At 65.0% G+C, this 18,835-nt stretch carries 17 protein-coding genes; 9 read left to right on the forward strand and 8 right to left on the reverse strand.

Features of this window, described 5'->3' with window-relative positions; translation table 11 throughout:
- The first annotated feature begins 143 nt into the window (after positions 1–143).
- Together AC1RUR_RS30255 and AC1RUR_RS30260 are read left to right on the forward strand one after the other, a co-directional pair.
- A complete protein-coding gene (locus AC1RUR_RS30255) occupies positions 144–917 on the forward strand; it encodes an ABC transporter ATP-binding protein (RefSeq protein ID WP_492850850.1) in 774 nt (257 codons plus the stop codon).
- A complete protein-coding gene (locus AC1RUR_RS30260) occupies positions 910–1,734 on the forward strand; it encodes an ABC transporter permease (RefSeq protein ID WP_492850852.1) in 825 nt (274 codons plus the stop codon). The genes AC1RUR_RS30255 and AC1RUR_RS30260 overlap by 8 nt, the downstream gene beginning before the upstream one ends.
- A gap of 223 nt (positions 1,735–1,957) precedes the next feature.
- On the opposite strand, the gene gtdA is transcribed toward AC1RUR_RS30260, so the two are convergent.
- Positions 1,958–2,998: a gentisate 1,2-dioxygenase gene (gene gtdA, locus AC1RUR_RS30265; protein ID WP_492850854.1), complete on the reverse strand. Its 1,041-nt coding sequence runs from the start codon at positions 2,996–2,998 to the stop codon at positions 1,958–1,960.
- 105 nt (positions 2,999–3,103) lie between these two features.
- On the opposite strand from gtdA, the gene maiA reads away from it, so the two are divergent.
- Both maiA and AC1RUR_RS30275 read left to right on the forward strand, forming a co-directional pair.
- Entirely contained in the window at positions 3,104–3,736 is a 633-nt protein-coding gene (gene maiA, locus AC1RUR_RS30270; RefSeq protein WP_492850856.1) for a maleylacetoacetate isomerase, read from the forward strand.
- A complete protein-coding gene (locus AC1RUR_RS30275; RefSeq protein WP_492850858.1) occupies positions 3,726–4,238 on the forward strand; it encodes a MarR family winged helix-turn-helix transcriptional regulator in 513 nt (170 codons plus the stop codon). The genes maiA and AC1RUR_RS30275 overlap by 11 nt, the downstream gene beginning before the upstream one ends.
- A gap of 355 nt (positions 4,239–4,593) precedes the next feature.
- Here AC1RUR_RS30275 and AC1RUR_RS30280 read toward each other — a convergent pair whose 3' ends face one another.
- The 5 genes from AC1RUR_RS30280 to AC1RUR_RS30300 all read right to left on the reverse strand — a co-directional run bounded on the left by AC1RUR_RS30280 (position 4,594) and on the right by AC1RUR_RS30300 (position 9,983).
- Positions 4,594–6,207, reverse strand: coding sequence for a benzoate-CoA ligase family protein (locus AC1RUR_RS30280; protein ID WP_492850860.1), 1,614 nt, complete (start codon positions 6,205–6,207; stop codon positions 4,594–4,596).
- Entirely contained in the window at positions 6,204–7,358 is a 1,155-nt protein-coding gene (locus tag AC1RUR_RS30285; RefSeq protein ID WP_492850862.1) for an FAD-dependent monooxygenase, read from the reverse strand. The genes AC1RUR_RS30280 and AC1RUR_RS30285 overlap by 4 nt, the downstream gene beginning before the upstream one ends.
- Positions 7,359–7,549: 191 nt before the next feature.
- A complete protein-coding gene (locus AC1RUR_RS30290; RefSeq protein WP_492850864.1) occupies positions 7,550–7,765 on the reverse strand; it encodes a hypothetical protein in 216 nt (71 codons plus the stop codon).
- Between the two features lie 122 nt (positions 7,766–7,887).
- On the reverse strand, positions 7,888–8,721 hold the full coding sequence (locus tag AC1RUR_RS30295) for a hypothetical protein (RefSeq protein WP_492850866.1): 834 nt from the start codon (positions 8,719–8,721) through the stop codon (positions 7,888–7,890).
- Between the two features lie 260 nt (positions 8,722–8,981).
- The gene (locus AC1RUR_RS30300; protein WP_492850868.1) at positions 8,982–9,983 is read right to left on the reverse strand and encodes an NADP-dependent oxidoreductase; all 1,002 of its coding nucleotides are present in this window, start codon (positions 9,981–9,983) and stop codon (positions 8,982–8,984) included.
- A 212-nt stretch (positions 9,984–10,195) separates the two neighbouring features.
- On the opposite strand from AC1RUR_RS30300, the gene AC1RUR_RS30305 reads away from it, so the two are divergent.
- A complete protein-coding gene (locus tag AC1RUR_RS30305; protein WP_492850870.1) occupies positions 10,196–11,494 on the forward strand; it encodes a dicarboxylate/amino acid:cation symporter in 1,299 nt (432 codons plus the stop codon).
- Between the two features lie 9 nt (positions 11,495–11,503).
- On the forward strand, positions 11,504–12,430 hold the full coding sequence (locus AC1RUR_RS30310) for an amino acid ABC transporter substrate-binding protein (RefSeq protein ID WP_492850872.1): 927 nt from the start codon (positions 11,504–11,506) through the stop codon (positions 12,428–12,430).
- A 434-nt stretch (positions 12,431–12,864) separates the two neighbouring features.
- On the opposite strand, the gene AC1RUR_RS30315 is transcribed toward AC1RUR_RS30310, so the two are convergent.
- Positions 12,865–13,674 carry an ATP-grasp domain-containing protein gene (locus tag AC1RUR_RS30315; RefSeq protein ID WP_492850874.1) on the reverse strand — a complete coding sequence of 270 codons (810 nt, stop codon included), beginning with the start codon at positions 13,672–13,674 and terminating at the stop codon, positions 12,865–12,867.
- Between the two features lie 375 nt (positions 13,675–14,049).
- Between AC1RUR_RS30315 and AC1RUR_RS30320 the strand changes: the two genes are divergently transcribed.
- From AC1RUR_RS30320 to AC1RUR_RS30330, 3 genes are all read left to right on the forward strand, one after another.
- A complete protein-coding gene (locus tag AC1RUR_RS30320) occupies positions 14,050–14,823 on the forward strand; it encodes a ferredoxin--NADP reductase (RefSeq protein ID WP_492850876.1) in 774 nt (257 codons plus the stop codon).
- A 362-nt stretch (positions 14,824–15,185) separates the two neighbouring features.
- Positions 15,186–16,904, forward strand: coding sequence for an FMN-binding glutamate synthase family protein (locus AC1RUR_RS30325; RefSeq protein WP_492850878.1), 1,719 nt, complete (start codon positions 15,186–15,188; stop codon positions 16,902–16,904).
- A 105-nt stretch (positions 16,905–17,009) separates the two neighbouring features.
- The gene (locus tag AC1RUR_RS30330; RefSeq protein WP_492850880.1) at positions 17,010–17,249 is read left to right on the forward strand and encodes a PilZ domain-containing protein; all 240 of its coding nucleotides are present in this window, start codon (positions 17,010–17,012) and stop codon (positions 17,247–17,249) included.
- A 171-nt stretch (positions 17,250–17,420) separates the two neighbouring features.
- Here AC1RUR_RS30330 and AC1RUR_RS30335 read toward each other — a convergent pair whose 3' ends face one another.
- Positions 17,421–18,719: a hemolysin family protein gene (locus AC1RUR_RS30335; protein WP_492850882.1), complete on the reverse strand. Its 1,299-nt coding sequence runs from the start codon at positions 18,717–18,719 to the stop codon at positions 17,421–17,423.
- Positions 18,720–18,835 lie beyond the last annotated feature (116 nt).

The raw sequence follows: 18,835 nt of genomic DNA on the forward strand, positions 1-18,835 counted from the left end.
GCCTCCAGTGTCGTCCCGGCGAAGGCCGGGACCCATACGCCGAGTGGGAGCCGTGGCGCAAAGCGGTCATTGCCTGTCTTCGCCAAATTCAGTTCGGTGGTTATGGGTCCCGGCCTTCGCCGGGACGACACTGAGGCCGTGAGATGGACCTGATCGCCAGCCACATCACCCACCGCTTCGGCGATCTCGCCGTGCTCGACGATGTCTCCTTCACCGTCGGCGCCGGTGAGGTGGTGGCGATCGTGGGGCCTTCCGGCTGCGGCAAGAGCACGCTGCTGTCGATCCTCGGCGGACTGTTGCAGCCGACCTCCGGCGCGCCCGAGCTCCGGGGCTCGCCGCCGGCGGACAGCCTCAATCCGCTGACCTTCGTATTCCAGGACTTTGCGCTGCTGCCCTGGGCGACGGTGGAGGAGAATGTCGAATTCCCGCTGCTGCACACCCAGCTTTCGGCCGTGCAGCGACGCGCGCTGGTCGAGGACGCCTTGCGCCGCACGACGCTGACTGATTTCCGTACAGCCTATCCGAAACAGCTTTCCGGCGGCATGCGCCAGCGCGTCGGCATTTCGCGCGCGCTGGCGGTCAGGCCCGCCATCCTGTTGATGGACGAGCCGCTGTCGGCGCTGGATTCGCAGACCCGCGAATTGCTGATGGAGGATTTCGTTCGCCTGCTCGCCGATGGCGGCATGGGCGCGGTTTACGTCACCCATAATCTCGAAGAGGCGGCGCGGCTCGCCGACCGCATCGTTGTGCTGTCGCGCAGGCCCGGCCGCATCCGCGAGGTCGTGACCGTGCCTATGACGCGCGCGGCGCGCGGGGAGGCTGAAGCGCGCGAAAAACTGCTGGCGCTGCAGAATCAGATCTGGTCGCTGATTCGCCACGAGGCGATCGATGCCGAGCGCGAGGTCCAGCATGCTTGATCGCGCAGCGACGGAGATGCCTGCGAAGGACGAGACGACGCGGCGCGTCCGCTTTCGCGGCGCCGGCTTCGTGCCTGCGTCGAGCCGGTTCGGCGGCTGGATCGCGCTCGCCCTCGTCATCGCGCTCTGGCAAGCGGCCGGCAGCGCCGGTCTCGTCAACCCGCTGTTCCTGCCGGCGCCGTTGGCGATCGTGCGCGCGATCTACCAGCTCGCCGTCTCCGGGGCGCTCTGGCAGCATCTGTCGGCTTCGCTGCTGCGCATCGGCGTCGGCTGGCTCTTGGGAACGGCGGCCGGCGTCGCGGTCGGCTTCGCCATCGGCCTGTCGCGGCTCGCGCGCAGCGTCGGAATCACCTTCATCTCGGCGCTGTTTCCGATTCCGAAGATCGCGCTGCTGCCGCTGTTGATCCTCTGGCTCGGCATCGGCGAGGAGCCGAAGATCGCGACCATTGCGCTCGGCGTGTTCTTCTCGACCGCGATCTCGGTCTATAGCGGCGTCGATGCGGTGCCGCGCAACCTCATCCGCATGGCGCAGAGCTTCAACGTTCCGTTCGCGACCATCGTCCGCAAGGTGATCTGGCCCGGCGCGCTGCCCGCAATCCTCGCCGGCTTCCGCATTACGGCCTCGGTGGCGCTGTTGCTCGTCGTCAGTGCCGAGATGATCGGCGCGCAATACGGCATCGGCGCGTTCGTGCTCCAGGCCGGCAATCTGATGCAGACCGATCAGCTGCTCGCGGGCGTGGTGATTTTGTCGGTGTTTGGATTGGCGGTGGGGAAGGTGATCAATCTGCTGGAGATCAGACTGCTGCACTGGCGGTAGGCATACTCCGTCATTGCGAGCGCAGCGAAGCAATCCAGACTGCCTCCGTGGAAAGACTCTGGATTGCTTCGCTGCGCTCGCAATGACGATGTGGAGGTAGGTGCGCTCCACAATCCAGGTCGTCATGCCCGGGCTTGTCCCGGGCATCCACGCCTTTCCTCAGGCGCGGCGGCACGTGGATGGCCGGGTCAAGCCCGGCCATGACGGAGGATAGAGCCCCGCCTCACGCGTTCCCGCGATCCTCGCGAAACAGATCCAGCTTCTGCTGCACCGGGCGGTCCGAGAAGCTGAACAGCACGGCGTCGTCCTCGGCTTCGTGCGTCACCCACTGCCAGCTCGGCACCACGAACAGGTCGCGGGGGCCCCATTCGAACACGGCATCGCCGATCCGGCTGCGTCCCTTACCCTCGATCGGACAGAACACCGTCGCGTCGGTTGATCGATAACGCGCGGTCTTGAAGCCCTTGGGCAAGAGCTGGATGAAGGTGCCGATGGTCGGCATCGCGAAGTCGCCGGTCTCGGGGTTGCTGAACTTCAGCTTCAGTCCGTGGCAGGCGTCCCATTCCTGGCGCGTCTTCGCCTTTTCCAGCGCCTCACGCGTGTGGGCATAGGGATAGCTGAAGATCGGCGAGGTCTTCGAGCTCCGCTTCACGTCGACCGGCAAGAGATTGTGGCCATAGCGCGCAAAGCTGTCGCCGGCCGGCTTGGTGATCCTCTGCTGATCCTCTTTCGAGCCCTCCGCGAAGGAGCAGTCGAAGAACTGCACCAGCGGGATGTCGAGCCCGTCGAGCCAGAACATCGGCTCGTCGGTCTCGTTGGAGTGATCGTGCCAGGTCATCGACGGCGTGATGATGAAATCACCGGGCTCCATCGCGGTGCGCTCGCCGTCGACAGCGGTGTGGGCGCCCTTGCCTTCGAGCACGAAGCGCAGCGCCGACTGGCTGTGGCGGTGCGCGGGCGCGACGTCGCCGGGCACCACCATCTGGACGCCGGCATAGAGCGAGGTCGTGATCTTGGACTGGCCGCGCAGGCCCGGATTCTCCAGCACCAGCACGCGCCGCTCGGCTTCCTTGGCGGTGATCAGCTTGCCGGCTTCGGTCATGTAGTCGCGGATGATTTCGAATTTCCAGAGATGCGGCCGGCAGGCGCTCTTCGGCTCCGGCGTGATCAGATCGCCCATCACCGTCCACAGCGCGGTGAGATTTTCGCCGTCGATCTTCCTGTAGAACGCCTCGCGTTCCGGCGTCTTGGTCACGGCTTCCATGGCGCGCCTCCTGTGGGTCTCGTTGAGATTGACAGCATACTGACAATCTTTGTAGCGTCAACGTAGAAGGTCCTGGACGAGCAAGAAACCGAGAGGGAGGTTTTGATGAAGCTGCACGGCTATTTCCGCTCCAGCGCCGCCTACCGGGTGCGGATCGCGCTGAATCTGAAGGGCCTCGGCGCCGAGCACCTGCCGCATCATCTTCGCAAGGGCGAGCAATGCGCGCCCGCCTATCTCGCCATCAATCCGCAAGGGCTGGTGCCGGCGCTGGAGAACGATGGCGGTGCGGTGCTGACCCAATCGGTCGCGATCATCGAATGGCTCGACGAAACCCACCCCAATCCGCCGCTGCTGCCGAACGATCCGCTGCGCCGCGCCAAGGTGCGGGCGTTTGCGCTGGCGATCGCCTGCGACACCCATCCGGTGCAGAACCTGAAGGTGCTGGCGCGCCTGCGCGAGCTCGGCCTTGCGGAAGAGAAGGTCCAGGACTGGGCCGCCTGGGTCAACCGCGAGGGACTGTCGGCCTGCGAAACGCTGATCAAGGACGAGAAGGGGCCGTTCTGCTTCGGCGATGCGCCGACGCTGGCCGATCTCTGCCTCGTGCCGCAGCTCGCCAATGCACGCCGGTTCGGCGTCGATGTCGCCGCCTATCCGCGCCTGCTGACGGCGGAGGCCGCCGCGAAGGCGTTGCCGGCCTTCGCCAATGCGGCACCGGAGAAGCAGCCCGATGCCGAGTAAGCCTGCTCCTCCGATCACGATGGACGCGGTCTATGCCGCGCCGGGCTATCTGTTCCGGCGCATGCAGCAGATCGCGGTCTCGATCTTCATGGAGGAGTGCAAGGCGTTCGACCTGACGCCGGTGCAGTATGGGGCGCTGATCGCGATCCACACCCATCCCGGCATCGATGCGACGCGGCTGTCGGCGGTGATCGCGTTCGACCGCTCCACGCTCGGCAGCGTGATCGAACGGCTTCAGGCCAAGGACTATGTCGAGCGCAAGCCCGCACCCGAGGACAAGCGGATCAAGCTGCTCTATCTGACGAAATCAGGTGCCGCGATCCTGCGCGAGATCATCCCCGCCGTCGAGCGCGCCCAGGCGCGCATGCTGGAGCCGCTGAAACCGGCCGACCGCAAGGCGCTGATGGGGCTGCTGGTGCAGCTCGTCGATCTCAACAACGAAGTCTCGCGCGTGCCGCTGCGGGCCGAGGACGCGCTGGAGCATCTGGGGAAGGCGGGGTGAGGGGGCGATTTGCCTCGATGGCAGCTAAAAACTCCGCCGTCGTCCCGGCGCAGGCCGGGACCCATAATCACCGAATTTGGTTTGGCGAAGACAGGCAATGACCATCTCGCGCAACAACTGCGGCTGCGGCGTATGGGTCCCGGCCTGCGCCGGGACGACACCGAGAGTGTGGCGGCTCTGTCGTCCTCACATCCTGAGAAATCTCGAAGGGTGGGCAAAGGCGCCCTTGCGCCGTGCCCACCATCTCTCTCGATGGACCAAAAGCCGTGGGCACGCTTCCGCCTTCGCTCTTCGAGTTACGGCGGACAAGTCGCTTTGCCCACCCTACGATTGCTGAATGTGTGGCAGCGCCTTCTCACATCCTGAGCAACGCCTGCCGGTCGATCTTCCCCGTGCCCGTCTTCGGCAACTCGTCGATGAAGATCACCTCGCGCGGATATTTGTACGGCAGCAGCTTGCCCTTCACGTAATCCTGCAGCCGCCGCGTTGCCTCGCTCTGGTCGTCGGCACGGCTGTTCATCACCACCACGGCCTTCAGCGTCATGCGACGGTCGGGCAGCTCGGCGGCGAACACCGCGCATTCGCGGATGTCGGGGTGATCGGCAAGGCACAGCTCGACCTCGAGCGGATAGACCCATTGGCCTGAGATCTTGATGAGATCGTCGGCGCGGCCGCGGAAGAAGTGGAAACCGTCGGCATCGCGCACGAAGCGGTCGCCGGTGTAGATCCAGCCGCCCTCGCGGATGGTCTCGGCGGATTTGTCCGGCCGATTCCAGTACAGCGGCGTGTTGGAATCGCCGCGCACCCAGAGGATGCCTTCCTCGTCGTCGCCGACCTCGCGACCGTCCTTGTCGCGCAGCGCGACCTCGTAGCCGGGTACGCGCAGGCCCGCGGCGCCGAGCTTCTTCCGTTCGGGGCGGTTGGAGAGATAGATGTGCAGCACCTCGGTCGAGCCGAGGCCTTCGACGATTTCGAGCCCCGTCAGCGTCTTCCAGCCGTTGAAGACCTCGGCCGAGAGCACCTCGGCTGCGGAGAGCGCCATGCGCAGCGACGAGAAGTTCGTCTGCTGCGCGCCCTCGGCCTTGGTCAGCGAGGTGTAGAGCGTCGGCAGGCCGAAGAAGACCGTCGGGCCGTACTGCTCGATCGCGGCGAAGATCGTGGCCGGCTTCGGCTGCCCCGGCAGCAGCAGCGTCGCCGCGCCGACCGAAAACGGGAAGGTGACGGAGTTGCCGAACCCGTAAGCGAAGAAGATCTTCGGCACCGAGAAGCAGATGTCGTCGGGCGTCAGCTTCAGCACGTTCTGCGCAAAGGCCATCTCGCTATAGGCCATGTCGTGCTGGAGATGCACGATGCCCTTGGGCCGGCCGGTCGAGCCGGAGGAGTACATCCAGAACGCCATCTCGTTGCGATGTGTGTCCGCTTCCACCAGCTCGGCCGGGAATTGGGCGAGCCAGCTTGCCGCTGGCACCGCCGTTGGTGCCGCGTGATCGCCGACCACGCCGTTGACGACGATCAGCGCATGCAGGCTCGTGTCCTTGCAGGCCTCCACATTGAAGCGCGCGCAGAACTCGGCCTCGGCGACGGCAACGGTCGCGCCGGAATCGGCGAGATAGAATTGCAGGAGATCCGGCGGCGTCAGCGTGTTGATCAGCAGCGGCACGAAACCGGCACGCACCGCGCCGAAGAAGGCGGCCGGGTAGGTCGGCGTGTCGTCGAGGAACAGCAGCACGCGGTCGCCGCGCTTCAGGCCGAGCGAGGCAAAACCGTTGCCCCAGCGGCAGGCTTCCGCGCAGAGCTCGGCATAGCTGCGCGTGCCCGCCGGACCAATGAGCGCGAGCTTGTCGCCGCGCCCCTTGCCGAGATTGTCGAACAGCACGCGGCTGGCGTTGTAGATGTCGGGAACGGCAAAGCCGATCTCGCGCGCGCCCGGGCTGTCCGCGGGCACCTGGTCGCGAATCTCGTTGCTCATGCCGCATCCCCGCCGTTCACGTTCCCGCCGTTCTTGGCGGCCTCGTAGCGCGCCATGAAAGCTGGCGACATATGGCGCAGGCGGGAATCATCGATGCGGCCGGAGCGCGTGATGTAGCTGTAGGCGAAATCCATCAGATCGAGCTGCATGTGCTGGGCAAAGTGCTCGTACCAGAAGGCGCTGGTCCGCGCGGCGTTGACGAGCTTCTGCACCACCGGTTTTCGCGCAGCCTGATAGCGATGCAATGCGGTCGACAGATGCGCGTCCGATTCCAGCGCCTTGACCAGCGCGATGGCGTCCTCGATCGCCAGCCGGGTGCCCGAGCCGATCGAGAAATGCGCCGAGTGCAGGGCGTCGCCCATCAGCACCATATTCTTGAACGACCAGTGCTCGTTCCAGACCCACGGAAAATTGCGCCAGACCGATTTGTTGGAGACGAGGCAATGCCCGCCGAGCGTGTCGGCAAACACCTCCTCGCAGACGCCCTTGGACTGCTCGGCGTCCTTGTAGGCGAAGCCATAGGCCTGCCACGTCGCGTGGTCGCATTCGACCAGGAAGGTGCTCATGGTCGGCGAATAGCGATAGTGATGGGCGTTGAAGGCGCCGCGGTCGGTCTTCACGAAGGTCTGCGACAGCGTGTCGAAGCGCTTCGAGGTGCCGTACCAGACGAATTTGTTGGAAGAGTAGGACAGCGAGGTGCCGAAATCGCCCTCGAAGGCGCGACGCACCAGCGAGTTCAGGCCGTCGGCGGCGACGATCAGGTCGTGGCCGCCGAGCTGGTCGATTCCGTGAATCTGCGTGTCGAAGCGCGGCGTGACGCCGACATCGAGCGCGCGCTGCTGAAGGAACTGCAAGAGCTCGAGCCGCCCGATCGAGGAGAAGCCGACCCCGTCGATGGCGACGCTGTCGCCATGAAGGTTCAGCGTGATGTTCTCCCAGCTCTCCATATGGGGGGCGATCGCGTCGACCGTCTCGGGGTCGTCGGTGCGCAGGAATTCCAGGGCCTGGTCGGAAAATACCACGCCAAAGCCCCAGGTCGCGTCGGCCGGGTTCTGTTCGAACAGGTCGACTTGATCCTCGGGGTGACGCTTCTTCCAGAGATAGGCGAAGTAGAGCCCGCCGGGCCCCCCGCCAATCACGGCGATCCGCAACGTCTGCCTCCCTAATTGACAGTATACTTACTATCTAGGGGTAGACTAATGTGCTCCGGCGTCCGGCGCCAGCGGAATTATTGGCTGGGCATGGCACGCCGAAACCCGCTTCCGGTCACACGTTTTGCGCGTGTCCGAAAACCGTCAGGCGCGAATCATAGCCAAACCGCGCTGGCTTGGCCACCCGGGGGTCAGACGCAACGCTTCACGTAGACCCCGTTCACCAGCACCCTGGTACAGCGGACCGCCGGAACCGGCTTGCGGACCACGACGGCCGCGTTCGGCCCGGCGCAGCCGGCGCGATAGACGCCGCGAGCGCAGACCACCGCATTGGCGTCGGAGGCCTCGAAGGTCATGGTCGCCCCGAAGGCGAGCAGCGCAGAAGCAACGAGCAGCAATGAACGCATGTTGTCCTCCCGGTCTTGTCGTGATCGAAATCGATTGTCGGTCAAGGTTCGCGATTGGAGTTGCCGGCGTACGAAATGTTCCTTACGCGCACCGCCTGTCGTTGCGGGCCTTCGTGCCCGTACTACCGTGCCGCAAACGGGGCGAGCACGTCCTTGCACGCCGGCGACAGCGAGGCGGCATTGCCGGCGATGCACTGCACGATGCGGCCGCCACCGGGTGCCACGCCGGCGCACAGCGTGCGGATGTCGGCGCCGCAAGCGGATCGGACGATGAACAGCTCTTCGCGCGGCCGCAACGGGCGCAGAACGATCACGGCAGGTGCGGCCGCCGGTGCTGCCGCCGCCGCGGGAGCTGCACCCGCAGGCGCTGCCGTTGTTGCCGCGCCGCCGCCCGCCGCGACGCTCAGTGCCTTCTCGCAGGCGGGGGAAACCTTGGCCCTGTTCTTCTCCAGGCATTCGAGCGCGGGCGCGCCGCCCGGCGGCACGCTGGCGCAGACCTTGGGATAATCGGCGCGGCACGCGCTCTTGACCGCAGCAACCTGCGCGCTGCTCGGCTGCTTGGCGGCAGCGGCCTTGGGCGCCGGCGCGGCCGCGGGCTTTTCAGCGGGAGCCGATTCAGCCTTCGGCGCCGGCTCCGCAGCTTTGGGCGCAGCTTCGCTCTTCGGTGCGGCGGGAGCGGCTTCGGTCTTTGGCGCCGCGGCCGGCTCGACCGCGCGAACCGCGGTCTGGCATCCCGACGACAGGCTGGACATGTTCTTCGCCAGGCATTGATAGGCTTCCACGCCGCCGGGCGTGACGCTCGAGCAGTGCGCCATGAAGTCCGAGCGGCAAGCGGACCGGATCGCGCTCTTCTGCGCGTCGGTCGGCGCCTGCGCGAAGGCGCCTGTTGCAGTTGCGAAGAATGCGGCCGCCAGCAACGCCGCGCGCGTTGATGCATGTTTCAACGTGTTGAACATTTGAGTGAATCCTGCCCTGTCGGTAACGCGGTTGCTTTATTTAAAATGATACAAGCGCAATCGTCGCGCGTGATGCCTCGCGCGCGGTATATCTTTGGCCGCTTTGGCTTCTACCGCAAGTAGATTATGCCGACGCGATTGCGACGCAGCTCGATCATGATCCGGACCCGAGGGGCCGCGTTAGCGCAAAGCGCAGCGGTCTTCCCTCGCGACAAGCGCGGAACGCGGTTGCGCGGAGATCATGCCCGGACAATGCGTCCTCAGAGCTTGACCATGCGCTTTCCGCGGTTCTCGCCGGCAAGCAATCCGATCAGCGCTTTCGGCGTGCTGGCGAGGCCGTCGATGATGTCCTCCTGCACCTTCAGCTTGCCGGACTTGACCCAGGCCTGGAGGTCGGCGAGCGCGCGCTGGCTGTCCTTCATGTAGTCCATCACGATGAAGCCCTGCATGACCAGCCGCTTCACCACGATCAGGCCGGGCACGCCGCGCGGGCCGTGCGCGGCAGGCGCGCCGTCATATTGCGAGATTGCGCCGCAGCATGCGATGCGGCCGTAATTGTTCATCTGCGGCAGGCAGGCTTCCAGAATGTCGCCGCCGACATTGTCGAAATAGACGTCGATGCCTTTGGGCGCGGCCGCGCGCAGGGCCTTGAACACCGCGCCGTCCTTGTAGTCGACGGCGGCATCGAAGCCGAGCTCGGAGGTCAGCCAGTTGCACTTGTCGGCGCCGCCGGCGATGCCGATCACGCGACATCCCCTGAGCTTGGCGATCTGCCCGACGATCGAGCCGACCGAGCCGGCCGCTGCCGAGACCACGACGGTCTCACCCTCTTTCGGCTTGCCGACCTCCAGCAAGCCGAAATAGGCGGTGAGGCCGGCAATGCCGAACACACTGAGCAGATGCGTCATCGGCTCGAGCTTCGGCATCTTGGTGAGATGCCTTGTCGGCACCGCGGCGAACTCCTGCCAGCCGGTGTCGCCGAACACGATGTCGCCGGCCGCCAACTCCGGCGCCTTCGAGCTGACGACCTCGGCAATCGCTCCGCCGGCCATCACGCTGTTCGCCTCCACGGCCGAACGATAGGTCGCGCCGTGCATCCAGGCGCGGTTGGCCGCGTCGAGCGAGATGTAGCGGACGCGCAGCAGGGCCTCGCCGTCCTTCGGCTCCGGCATCGCGCCATCGATCATCTTGAAATGTTCGGGGCCGAGCTTGCCGCTGGGCTTTTCCACCAGAAGAATCTGGCGATTGATGTTGCCGCTCATGGCGTTTCCCTCTTCGTTTGTTTGACGATTATTGATGCAGCCGCCGCAAAGAAAACGTGCAAGCCGCATTCGTTGTGCGCTGCATGAAGGCTAGATGGCGAGGGGCAGTTTCACAACGGGAACATCCGGCCAACGCGGGCGACTCGCCAAGCGTGTTGCACACTCGTCATATCTGCGACATCATGAAGCGCCGGTGTACGTGGGGGTAAGCGATGTCGAACAGGTTTACGCAATACATCTTGGGCGCGATGGTGCTGGGCATCGTCATGGGCTCGGCGATCTACAACTTTCTGCCCGATACGCGCGCCGACTGGGCCTCGTCGATCAACCTGATCGCCATGATGTTCTTGCGCCTGATCAAGATGATCATTGCGCCGCTGGTGTTTGCGACCCTGGTCGGCGGCATCGCCCATATGGGCTCGGGCTCCAAGCTCGGCCGCATCTTCGCCAAGACCATGGGTTGGTTCATCAGCGCCTCCTTCGTGTCGCTGCTGCTCGGCCTGGTCATGGTCAATCTGCTTCAGCCCGGCGCCAATTTCCCCGGCACGCTGCCTGCGGCAGGCCAGTCGACCGGCTTGCCGGTCTCGGCCTTCTCGATCGAGAAATTCCTGACCCATCTGATCCCGACCTCGATCGCGGACGCGATGGCGCAGAACGAGATCCTCCAGATCGTGATCTTCGCCGTGTTCTTCTCGGTGGCGATGGGCGCGATGCCCGAGCGCTCCAAGCCGATCCTGGCGCTGATCGACGACATCGGCCACATCATGTTGAAGGTCACGAGCTACGTGATGCTGTTCGCGCCGCTCGCGGTGTGGGCCGCCATCACCGCAACGGTGGCCAAGAACGGCCTGCTGGTGCTCTGGAAGCTCGTCGTCTTCATGGGCGGCTTCTACCTCTCGCTGGCGCTGCTGTGGACCATCCTGGTAATCGTCGGCTTCATCGTGATCGGGCCGCGCTACAGCCATCTGCTGAAGCTGGTCCGCGAGCCGCTGATGATCGCGTTCTCGACCGCGAGCTCGGAGGCGGCCTATCCGAAGACGCTGGAGGCGCTCAACCGCTTCGGCGCCTCGTCGCGCATCTCGAGCTTCGTGCTGCCGCTCGGCTATTCCTTCAATCTCGACGGCACGATGATGTACTGCACCTTCGCGGCCGTCTTCATCGCGCAGAGCTATCACATCGACATGCCGCTCGGCACGCAGCTGGCGATGCTGGCGACGCTGATGATCACCTCGAAGGGCGTCGCCGGCGTGCCGCGCGCCTCCCTCGTCGTGATTGCCTCGACGCTGGCGCAGTTCAACATTCCCGAGGCGGGCCTCCTGATGATCATGGGCATCGACACCTTCCTCGACATGGGCCGCAGCGCCACCAACGTGATCGGCAACACGCTGGCGACCTCGGTCGTGGCGAAGTGGGAAGGCGAGCTCGGATCCGAGCACGAGCTTGGACCCGGCGAGGCCGTGCCTGACGACATGGTGCCGGGAGAAGTGCCCGCCATGGCCGGCCATGGTTAGGAGCACATCATGGGCCAGACACTGACGAAGTCAGTGATCGGCGGCGCCCTGTGGCTCGCGGCATCGTTGCTTGCGACCACGGCGTCCGCCCAGACCGGCGGTGAAGGGCTCAGCCCGACGCTGTCGGCGATCAAGAAGGCGCATGTCGTGCGGCTCGGCTATCGCGAGAGCTCGCCGCCGTTTTCCTTCCTCGACCAGTCGGGCCGGCCGATCGGCTACAGCCTCGAGCTGTGCGAGGCCGTCGTCGAGGAGATCGGCGTCGAGGTCGACGATCCCAATCTGAAGATCGACTACGTCAAGGTCACCTCGGACGACCGCATCGACGCCGTGCTTCAGAACAAGATCGATCTGGAATGCGGCTCGACCACGGCCAATGCCGAGCGCGGCAAGCGCGTCGCCTTTTCGCCGCTGATGTTCGTCGCCGGCACCAAGCTGATGGTGCCGAAGGCCTCGAGCGTCCAGTCGCTGACTGACCTGAAGGGCAAGACCATCGTGGTGACGAAAGGCACCACCAACGAGCAGGCGATCCAGGCGGCGGACAAGAAGTTCGCGTTGGGGCTGAACATCGCTGTTGGTGCCGATCACGAGCAGTCGTACCAGTTGCTGGTCGACGGCAAGGCGGACGCGTTCGCGACCGACGACATCCTGCTCTTCGGCCTGATCGCGCGCCACAAGGCGCAGGACAAGTACCGCGTCACCGGCGACTATCTGTCCTACGACCCCTACGGCATCATGTTCCGCAAGGGCGAGCCGCAATTGTCGGCCGTGGTCGAACGCACCTTCCGCAAGCTCGGCTCCAACCGCGACCTTGTCCCGCTCTACAACAAATGGTTCACCGCCAGGCTTCCGACCGGCGAACGGCTCAACGTGCCGATCTCGCTGCAACTGGAAGAAGCGTTCAAGGCGATGGACGATTCGGCGAGCGCGAACAATTGACTCTTACCCTCCCCTGGAGGGGGAGGGTCGATCGCGCGAAGCGCGAGCGGGGTGGGGTGATCTCTCCACACGGGCACTGTTTCGGTGGAGAGACTGTCACCCCACCCCGTCTCTCATCGCTGACGCGTTGCGAGCCGACCCTCCCCCTCCAGGGTAGGGCAATCGCATATGGATTTAACGGGGATCGCGGGCTTGCTCCGCCTCGCCCGCTTGCTTGCGGGAGAGGCTGACGCGCTCGCAGAGCGCGGCGGGTGAGGGCTCTCACCACTTGGGGATTCCCTCCGCAACTCTCGACAATCCCATTGCGGAGACAGCCCTCTCCCCAACCCTCCCCGCAGGCGGGGGAGGGAGCTCACTGCCGATGCCGCCACACCGTGCACGCCATCAGCGATTGCCTGCCCTCCAGGGGAGGGTGGGTACCTGTGCCGTGGCTATTATTCCTTGTCGCTCTCCCCAAACACCCGGTCCAGCGCCGCATCATACGTCGCCTGCACCAGCTCCGGATAGAGCTTCCCGAGCGTCTCCATCATCACGCCGGAATTGATCTCGAGCACACGCCAGGTGCCGCCCACGCGGACCACGTCGATCGAGGCAAAGGCGATGCCGATGGCGCTCGCGGCATCGATCGCGAGCGTCACGCAGGCCGCGCGGGCCTCGCCGTCCTCCAGCAGCACCGGCTTTGCACCGGCATCGAGATTGTGCCGCCAATCCGAGCCGCGCTGCTTGCTGTAGACGACGAGAGGCACATCATCGAGCAGGATCACGCGGACCTCGTCCTCGATCGCGAGGTAGGGCGAGATCACGAGCCCTGCGCTCATCGAAAAGACCTCGGCAGCCGCGTGGTCGAGCTCCGCCTCCATCGTCACCTTGAACACCGCGCGCCCCGAGGTGCCCTCGTTCGGCTTCACGACTACGCCTTGCGGATTCTGCGCGAGCAGGGCCAGCATCGCGTCACGCCAGGCAGGGCCGACGATTTGCGCACCCAGCTTCGGATTGAGGAAGAGATGATGGGGAATGCAGGGCACGCCTTGAAGCGTCAGCGCCTCGGCGGTCGCCGATTTGTCGTTGGCGAGGCGATGCGCGATCGCGCTGTTGAGGCCGATGTCGTAGCCGAACGCGAAGCGGCGCGCCTCGCCCCGGCGCATCGCGATCAGCCAGCCGCCCGAACGGACATCCACGGCAATGCCATGCCGGGCGCAATAGCGCCTGATCGCCTGGACGAAGATGCGTTCGCTGCTGGCCATGTGTCTCGATCGTTCCTGTCGCCAAAAGCCGCAAAAATGCGGGAATCGGCGCCAGACCGGGGTGAAAATCAGAGCTATTCTTAATGAAATTCTCGCGAGCGCGACGGAAATTAAGTGCTGCGATTGAGCCCCTCGGGGAAAAGAAATTGCCCTCGATGCAGTCAGGACAGCAGATCCGTTAATGCTGCGGCCAATTCCGCCGCAAATGCCGGTTTGATCGGCATCAATTGCATCCGAAACGAGGTTGATTATTGGTCTCAATGGCGTAGATCACTCACGCGAAATCCTCCGCCATGGCAATGGTGTCCGCCCCGCTTTCAGGGGCCGGGCAACGCTTTTGCCCTAAAACCGCAATTATTCGGAATATCGAAAATCATGAGCGCGTTTTACCGAGAGAAGGTTCTTTCCGTCCAGCACTGGACCGACACGCTGTTCAGCTTCCGCGCCACGCGCGATACCGGCTTCCGCTTCCAGAACGGCCAGTTCGCCATGATCGGCCTCGAGGTCGACGGCCGTCCGCTGCTGCGCGCCTACAGCATGGCGAGCGCCAACCACGAGGAAGAGCTCGAGTTCTTCTCGATCAAGGTTCAGGACGGTCCGCTGACGTCGCGCCTCCAGAAGATCAAGGAAGGCGACACCATCCTGGTCGGCCGCAAGGCGACCGGCACGCTGATCACCGACAACCTCATTCCCGGCAAGCGGCTGATGCTGCTCTCGACCGGAACGGGCCTTGCGCCGTTCGCGAGCCTGATCAAGGACCCCGAGGTCTACGAGCAGTTCGAGACCATCGTGCTGGTGCATGGCTGCCGCCAGGTCTCCGAGCTCGCCTATGGCGAGAAGCTCGTCGCCAATCTGCGCGAGGACGAGCTGTTCGGCGAACTGCTCGCGGACAAGCTCGTCTATTATCCGACCGTGACCCGCGAACCGTTCAGGAATCGCGGCCGCATCACCGACCTCATCAACTCCGAGCAGATCTTCAACGACATCGGCCAGGGCCCGCTCGACATCGCAACCGACCGCGTCATGATGTGCGGCAGCCCGGCGATGCTGGAAGAGCTGAAGGTGATGTTCGAAGGCCGCGACTTCGTCGAGGGAAGCGGCAACAGGCCCGGTCATTTCGTGATCGAGAAGGCGTTCGTCGAGCGCTGAGCGCCGCTCGTTGTCTCGGTGTCGTCCTGGCCTGGTGCGCAATTGCGCACGGGAGCCAGGACCCATAACCACCGAGTCAAGTTTGGCGAAGGCTGGTCGTTGTCAGTCTTCGCGCAACCCCGTTTTGGGGTCATGGGTCCTGGCCTTCGGCGGCCTTCGCCAGGACGACGGCGGTGGGTAAAGCACCGTTGCCCGGCTACCCGCCCCCGTTCCTGCTCCTCTGTTGCACTGCAGCAGCCCGTCCTCTCGGCGGATTGATTTCCCTCGGCGGAATTCGCTAGCCTGAAACAAGGGCCGCGTCATATCCGTATGACAGGCGCAGGCGTATCGTACCGCCTCAAGCTGGCGAGAGGATCGGAATCGTGGCCGACGACGACAAGACGCAGGAATCGCCCAAACTCGCATCGCCCAATCCCGCATCGCCCAAGCGCCTGGCGCTGGCGGACGAGGGGATCATGGAGACCCTGCTGATTCCATTCTCGCCGCGCTTCATCGTGTTGACGATCTGCGCGGTCGTCACCGCGCTGCTGATCGGCATCGGCATCGCCGACCGCAAGATCTTCGACATCCTGCTGATCCCGATCCTGATCTTCGGTGCCCTGACGCTGCTCGGCGTCCGCGACCTGCTCCAGAAGAGCCACGCGGTGCTGCGCAACTACCCGATCTCGGCGCACATCCGTTTCCTGCTCGAAGAGATCCGCCCGGAGATGCGGCAGTATTTCTTCGAGAGCGAGAAGGACGGCATGCCGTTCTCGCGCGACATCCGTGCGGTGGTCTATCAGCGCGCCAAGATGCAGCTCGACAAGCGTCCGTTCGGCACCCAGGAGGACGTCTACCGCGAGGGCTACGAATGGATGCATCACTCGGTGTCGCCGAAGACGCATGCCGAGGAGAAGTTTCGCATCACCATCGGCGGACCCGACTGCAAGAAGCCTTACTCGGCCTCGGTGTTCAACATCTCGGCGATGAGCTTCGGCGCACTCAGCCCGAACGCGGTGCGGGCGCTCAATGCCGGCGCGAAGAAGGGCGGCTTCGCCCATGACACCGGCGAGGGCGGCTTCAGCCCCTATCACCGCGAGATGGGCGGCGACATCATCTGGGAGATCGGCTCGGGTTATTTCGGCTGCCGCCATCTCGACGGCAGTTTCGACCCCGAGGCGTTCGCGCGCGTCGCCGGCGAAGACCAGATCAAGATGGTCGAGCTCAAGATCAGCCAGGGCGCCAAGCCCGGACATGGCGGCGTGCTGCCGGCCGCAAAGGTCTCGGAGGAGATCTCGAAGATCCGCGGCGTTGCCATGGGTGAGGACTGCATCTCCCCGGCCTCGCACCGCGCCTTCTCGACGCCTGTTGGCATGATGCAGTTCGTCGCGGAGATGCGCCGTCTCTCCGGCGGCAAGCCGGCCGGCTTCAAGCTGTGCATCGGTCACCCCTGGGAATTTCTGGCGATCTGCAAGGCGATGCTTCAGACCGGCATCTATCCGGATTTCATCGTCGTCGACGGCAACGAAGGCGGCACCGGCGCAGCCCCGCTGGAGTTCATGGATCATCTGGGCATGCCGATGCGCGAGGGCGTCAATTTCGTCCACAATGCGCTGATCGGCATCAACGCGCGCGACCGCATCAAGCTCGGCGCGTCCGGCAAGATCGCCACCGCCTTCGACATGGCGCGGGCGATGGCGATCGGCGCCGACTGGTGCAATTCGGCGCGCGGCTTCATGTTCTCGCTCGGCTGCATCCAGTCGCTGAGCTGCCATACCGACCGCTGCCCGACCGGGGTCGCGACGCAGGACCCGACGCGTGCGCGTGCGCTCTACGTGCCGCTCAAGATCGACCGCGTGCACAATTATCATCTCGCCACGCTGCACTCGCTGACCGAGCTGATCGCCGCGGCCGGCCTCGAACATCCCCAGCAGCTGCGCCCGATCCACTTCAGCCAGCGGACGTCGACGACCCAGGTGCAATCCTTCGCCCAGCTTTATCCGGCGCTGCGTCCGGGTGAACTGCTCGAAGGCACCGAGGACCCGCGCTTCCGCGACGCCTGGCGGATGGCGCGGGCGGAGACGTTCGAGCCGGCGCTGTGAGGCGTCGGGCCGGTTGCCTGATGCGGCCGCGCGAGGCGACAAAATTTGTCGCGGGGGGGAGCGGGGGCTTAACGTCTGATTCAACTTTGAGTGTAAATTCGTCCCATGGACGAGCGACGCAACAAGGCCAGACATCGCGTGCTGAAGGCCGGAACGATCGAGTTCGGCGGCGGCGCGATCGACTGCACCGTTCGCAATTTCTCGGATACCGGCGCAGCCCTCGACGTCACCAGCCCGGTCGGCATCCCCGAACACTTCACCCTGTTCATCCAGGCTGACGGAACGCATCTGTCGTGCACCGTGGTCTGGCGCAAGGAAAAGCGGATCGGGGTGAAGTTCGGGTGAGGGGCTGGGTTTGGCCTGAGCGCGCGCTCCAATTTCAGCTGTCGTCCCGGCGCAGGCCGGGACCCATAATCCCAGGATTGAATTTGGCGAAGACTGGCTAACTCAGATATCGCGCTACAACTACTCCCTGTGGCTATGGGTCCCGACCTGCGCCGGGACGACGAGAGCAACTCACGCCGCCGCCTGCTCGCCTCTCCGGGTCGCCAGAATCTTGTCGATCCTCCTGCCGTCGAGGTCGATCACCTCGATGTGCCAGCTGCCGAGGTCGAAGGCGTCGCCGACGTCGGGCAGTACGTTGAATTGTTGCAGCACCAGGCCCGCCACCGTGTTGAAGCGGTGGTGCGGCGGCAGCTCGATCCCGAGCAGCTCGCCGAATTCGTCGACCGGCATCCAGCCGGCGACCAGCAGCGATTCGTCCGCGCGCTTGACGTAAGCCGGCTCCGGCGGGCCCTCCTCGGAATGGAACGCCCCGACGATCGATTCCAGGATGTCGGCTGCGGTGACCACGCCCTCGAAGGCGCCGTACTCGTCATAGACGAAACCGACATGGACCGGCGCGGCCCGCAGGATCGCGAGCACATCGCGGGCATCCGCCGAGGCGGGAATGCTGGGCGCTTCGCGGACGAGTGCCCGCAGATCGGGCGTGCGTTCGTTCATGTACGCGACCAGCAGGTCCTTGGCCTGGAGCACGCCGATCGGCTTGTCGCGATCGCCGTCCGACGCCGGAAAGCGCGAATGCGGGCTCTTAGCGATGATCTCCTGGATGGCTTGCGGGGCGTCGTTCAGGTCGATCTCGTCGACCTCCGTGCGCGGCGTCATGACGGCGCCGACCGGCCGGTCGCCGAGCCGCATCACGCCGGCGATCATCTCCTTCTCGCCGGGCTCGAGCACGCCGGCGTTCTCGGCTTCGCTGACGAGGTGATGGATCTCGTCCTCCGAGACCTTCTCCTCGGCCTTGCCGCTGCGGCCGAGCAGCGTGAGGATCAGCTTGCCGGAGAGATCGAGCAGGAAGACCAGCGGCAGCGATATCTTGGCGAGCAGGTGCATCGCTGGCGCCACCTTGACCGCGATGCTCTCGGGGTCGCGCAGCGCCACCTGCTTCGGCACCAGCTCGCCGACGATCAGGGTGGCGTAGGTGATGAGCGTGACGACGATGCCGACGCCGACGATGTCGGCAATGCCGGCGGAAAGACCGAGCTCGGCCAGCCATTGCGTCAGCCGCTGCCCGAGCGTCGCGCCCGAGAACGCGCCCGAGAGCACGCCGACCAGCGTGATGCCGATCTGAACCGTCGAGAGGAATTTGCCGGGATCGGCGGCAAGCCGCAGCGCCCGCTCCGCGCCGCGCACGCCCTTGGCGGCGAGCAGCGACAGCCGGGCCGGGCGGGACGAGACCACGGCCAGCTCGGACATCGAGAGCAGGCCGTTGATGACGATCAGGACGACGACGACGACGAGTTCGACCGAGAGCATTGATGTTCCGGAGGTAAGCGAGTGCGGCACGGTTGGCGGTGCACGCACTGATATAGGTATTCCGGGACGAAATTGCCGGCAATTCTGTCGCATCCTCACCGCGAGGGAACCTCGGG

The sequence above is a fragment of the Bradyrhizobium sp. GW821-FHT12B03 genome (assembly GCF_058807535.1).

Coding starts and splice junctions, on each gene's coding strand:
- AC1RUR_RS30255 (WP_492850850.1), top strand. CDS start 144: ATGGACCTGATCGCCAGCCACATCACCCACCGCTTCGGCGATCTCGCC.
- AC1RUR_RS30260 (WP_492850852.1), top strand. CDS start 910: ATGCTTGATCGCGCAGCGACGGAGATGCCTGCGAAGGACGAGACGACG.
- gtdA (WP_492850854.1), bottom strand. CDS start 2,998: ATGGAAGCCGTGACCAAGACGCCGGAACGCGAGGCGTTCTACAGGAAG.
- maiA (WP_492850856.1), top strand. CDS start 3,104: ATGAAGCTGCACGGCTATTTCCGCTCCAGCGCCGCCTACCGGGTGCGG.
- AC1RUR_RS30275 (WP_492850858.1), top strand. CDS start 3,726: ATGCCGAGTAAGCCTGCTCCTCCGATCACGATGGACGCGGTCTATGCC.
- AC1RUR_RS30280 (WP_492850860.1), bottom strand. CDS start 6,207: ATGAGCAACGAGATTCGCGACCAGGTGCCCGCGGACAGCCCGGGCGCG.
- AC1RUR_RS30290 (WP_492850864.1), bottom strand. CDS start 7,765: ATGCGTTCATTGCTGCTCGTTGCTTCTGCGCTGCTCGCCTTCGGGGCG.
- AC1RUR_RS30295 (WP_492850866.1), bottom strand. CDS start 8,721: ATGTTCAACACGTTGAAACATGCATCAACGCGCGCGGCGTTGCTGGCG.
- AC1RUR_RS30300 (WP_492850868.1), bottom strand. CDS start 9,983: ATGAGCGGCAACATCAATCGCCAGATTCTTCTGGTGGAAAAGCCCAGC.
- AC1RUR_RS30305 (WP_492850870.1), top strand. CDS start 10,196: ATGTCGAACAGGTTTACGCAATACATCTTGGGCGCGATGGTGCTGGGC.
- AC1RUR_RS30310 (WP_492850872.1), top strand. CDS start 11,504: ATGGGCCAGACACTGACGAAGTCAGTGATCGGCGGCGCCCTGTGGCTC.
- AC1RUR_RS30315 (WP_492850874.1), bottom strand. CDS start 13,674: ATGGCCAGCAGCGAACGCATCTTCGTCCAGGCGATCAGGCGCTATTGC.
- AC1RUR_RS30320 (WP_492850876.1), top strand. CDS start 14,050: ATGAGCGCGTTTTACCGAGAGAAGGTTCTTTCCGTCCAGCACTGGACC.
- AC1RUR_RS30330 (WP_492850880.1), top strand. CDS start 17,010: ATGGACGAGCGACGCAACAAGGCCAGACATCGCGTGCTGAAGGCCGGA.
- AC1RUR_RS30335 (WP_492850882.1), bottom strand. CDS start 18,719: ATGCTCTCGGTCGAACTCGTCGTCGTCGTCGTCCTGATCGTCATCAAC.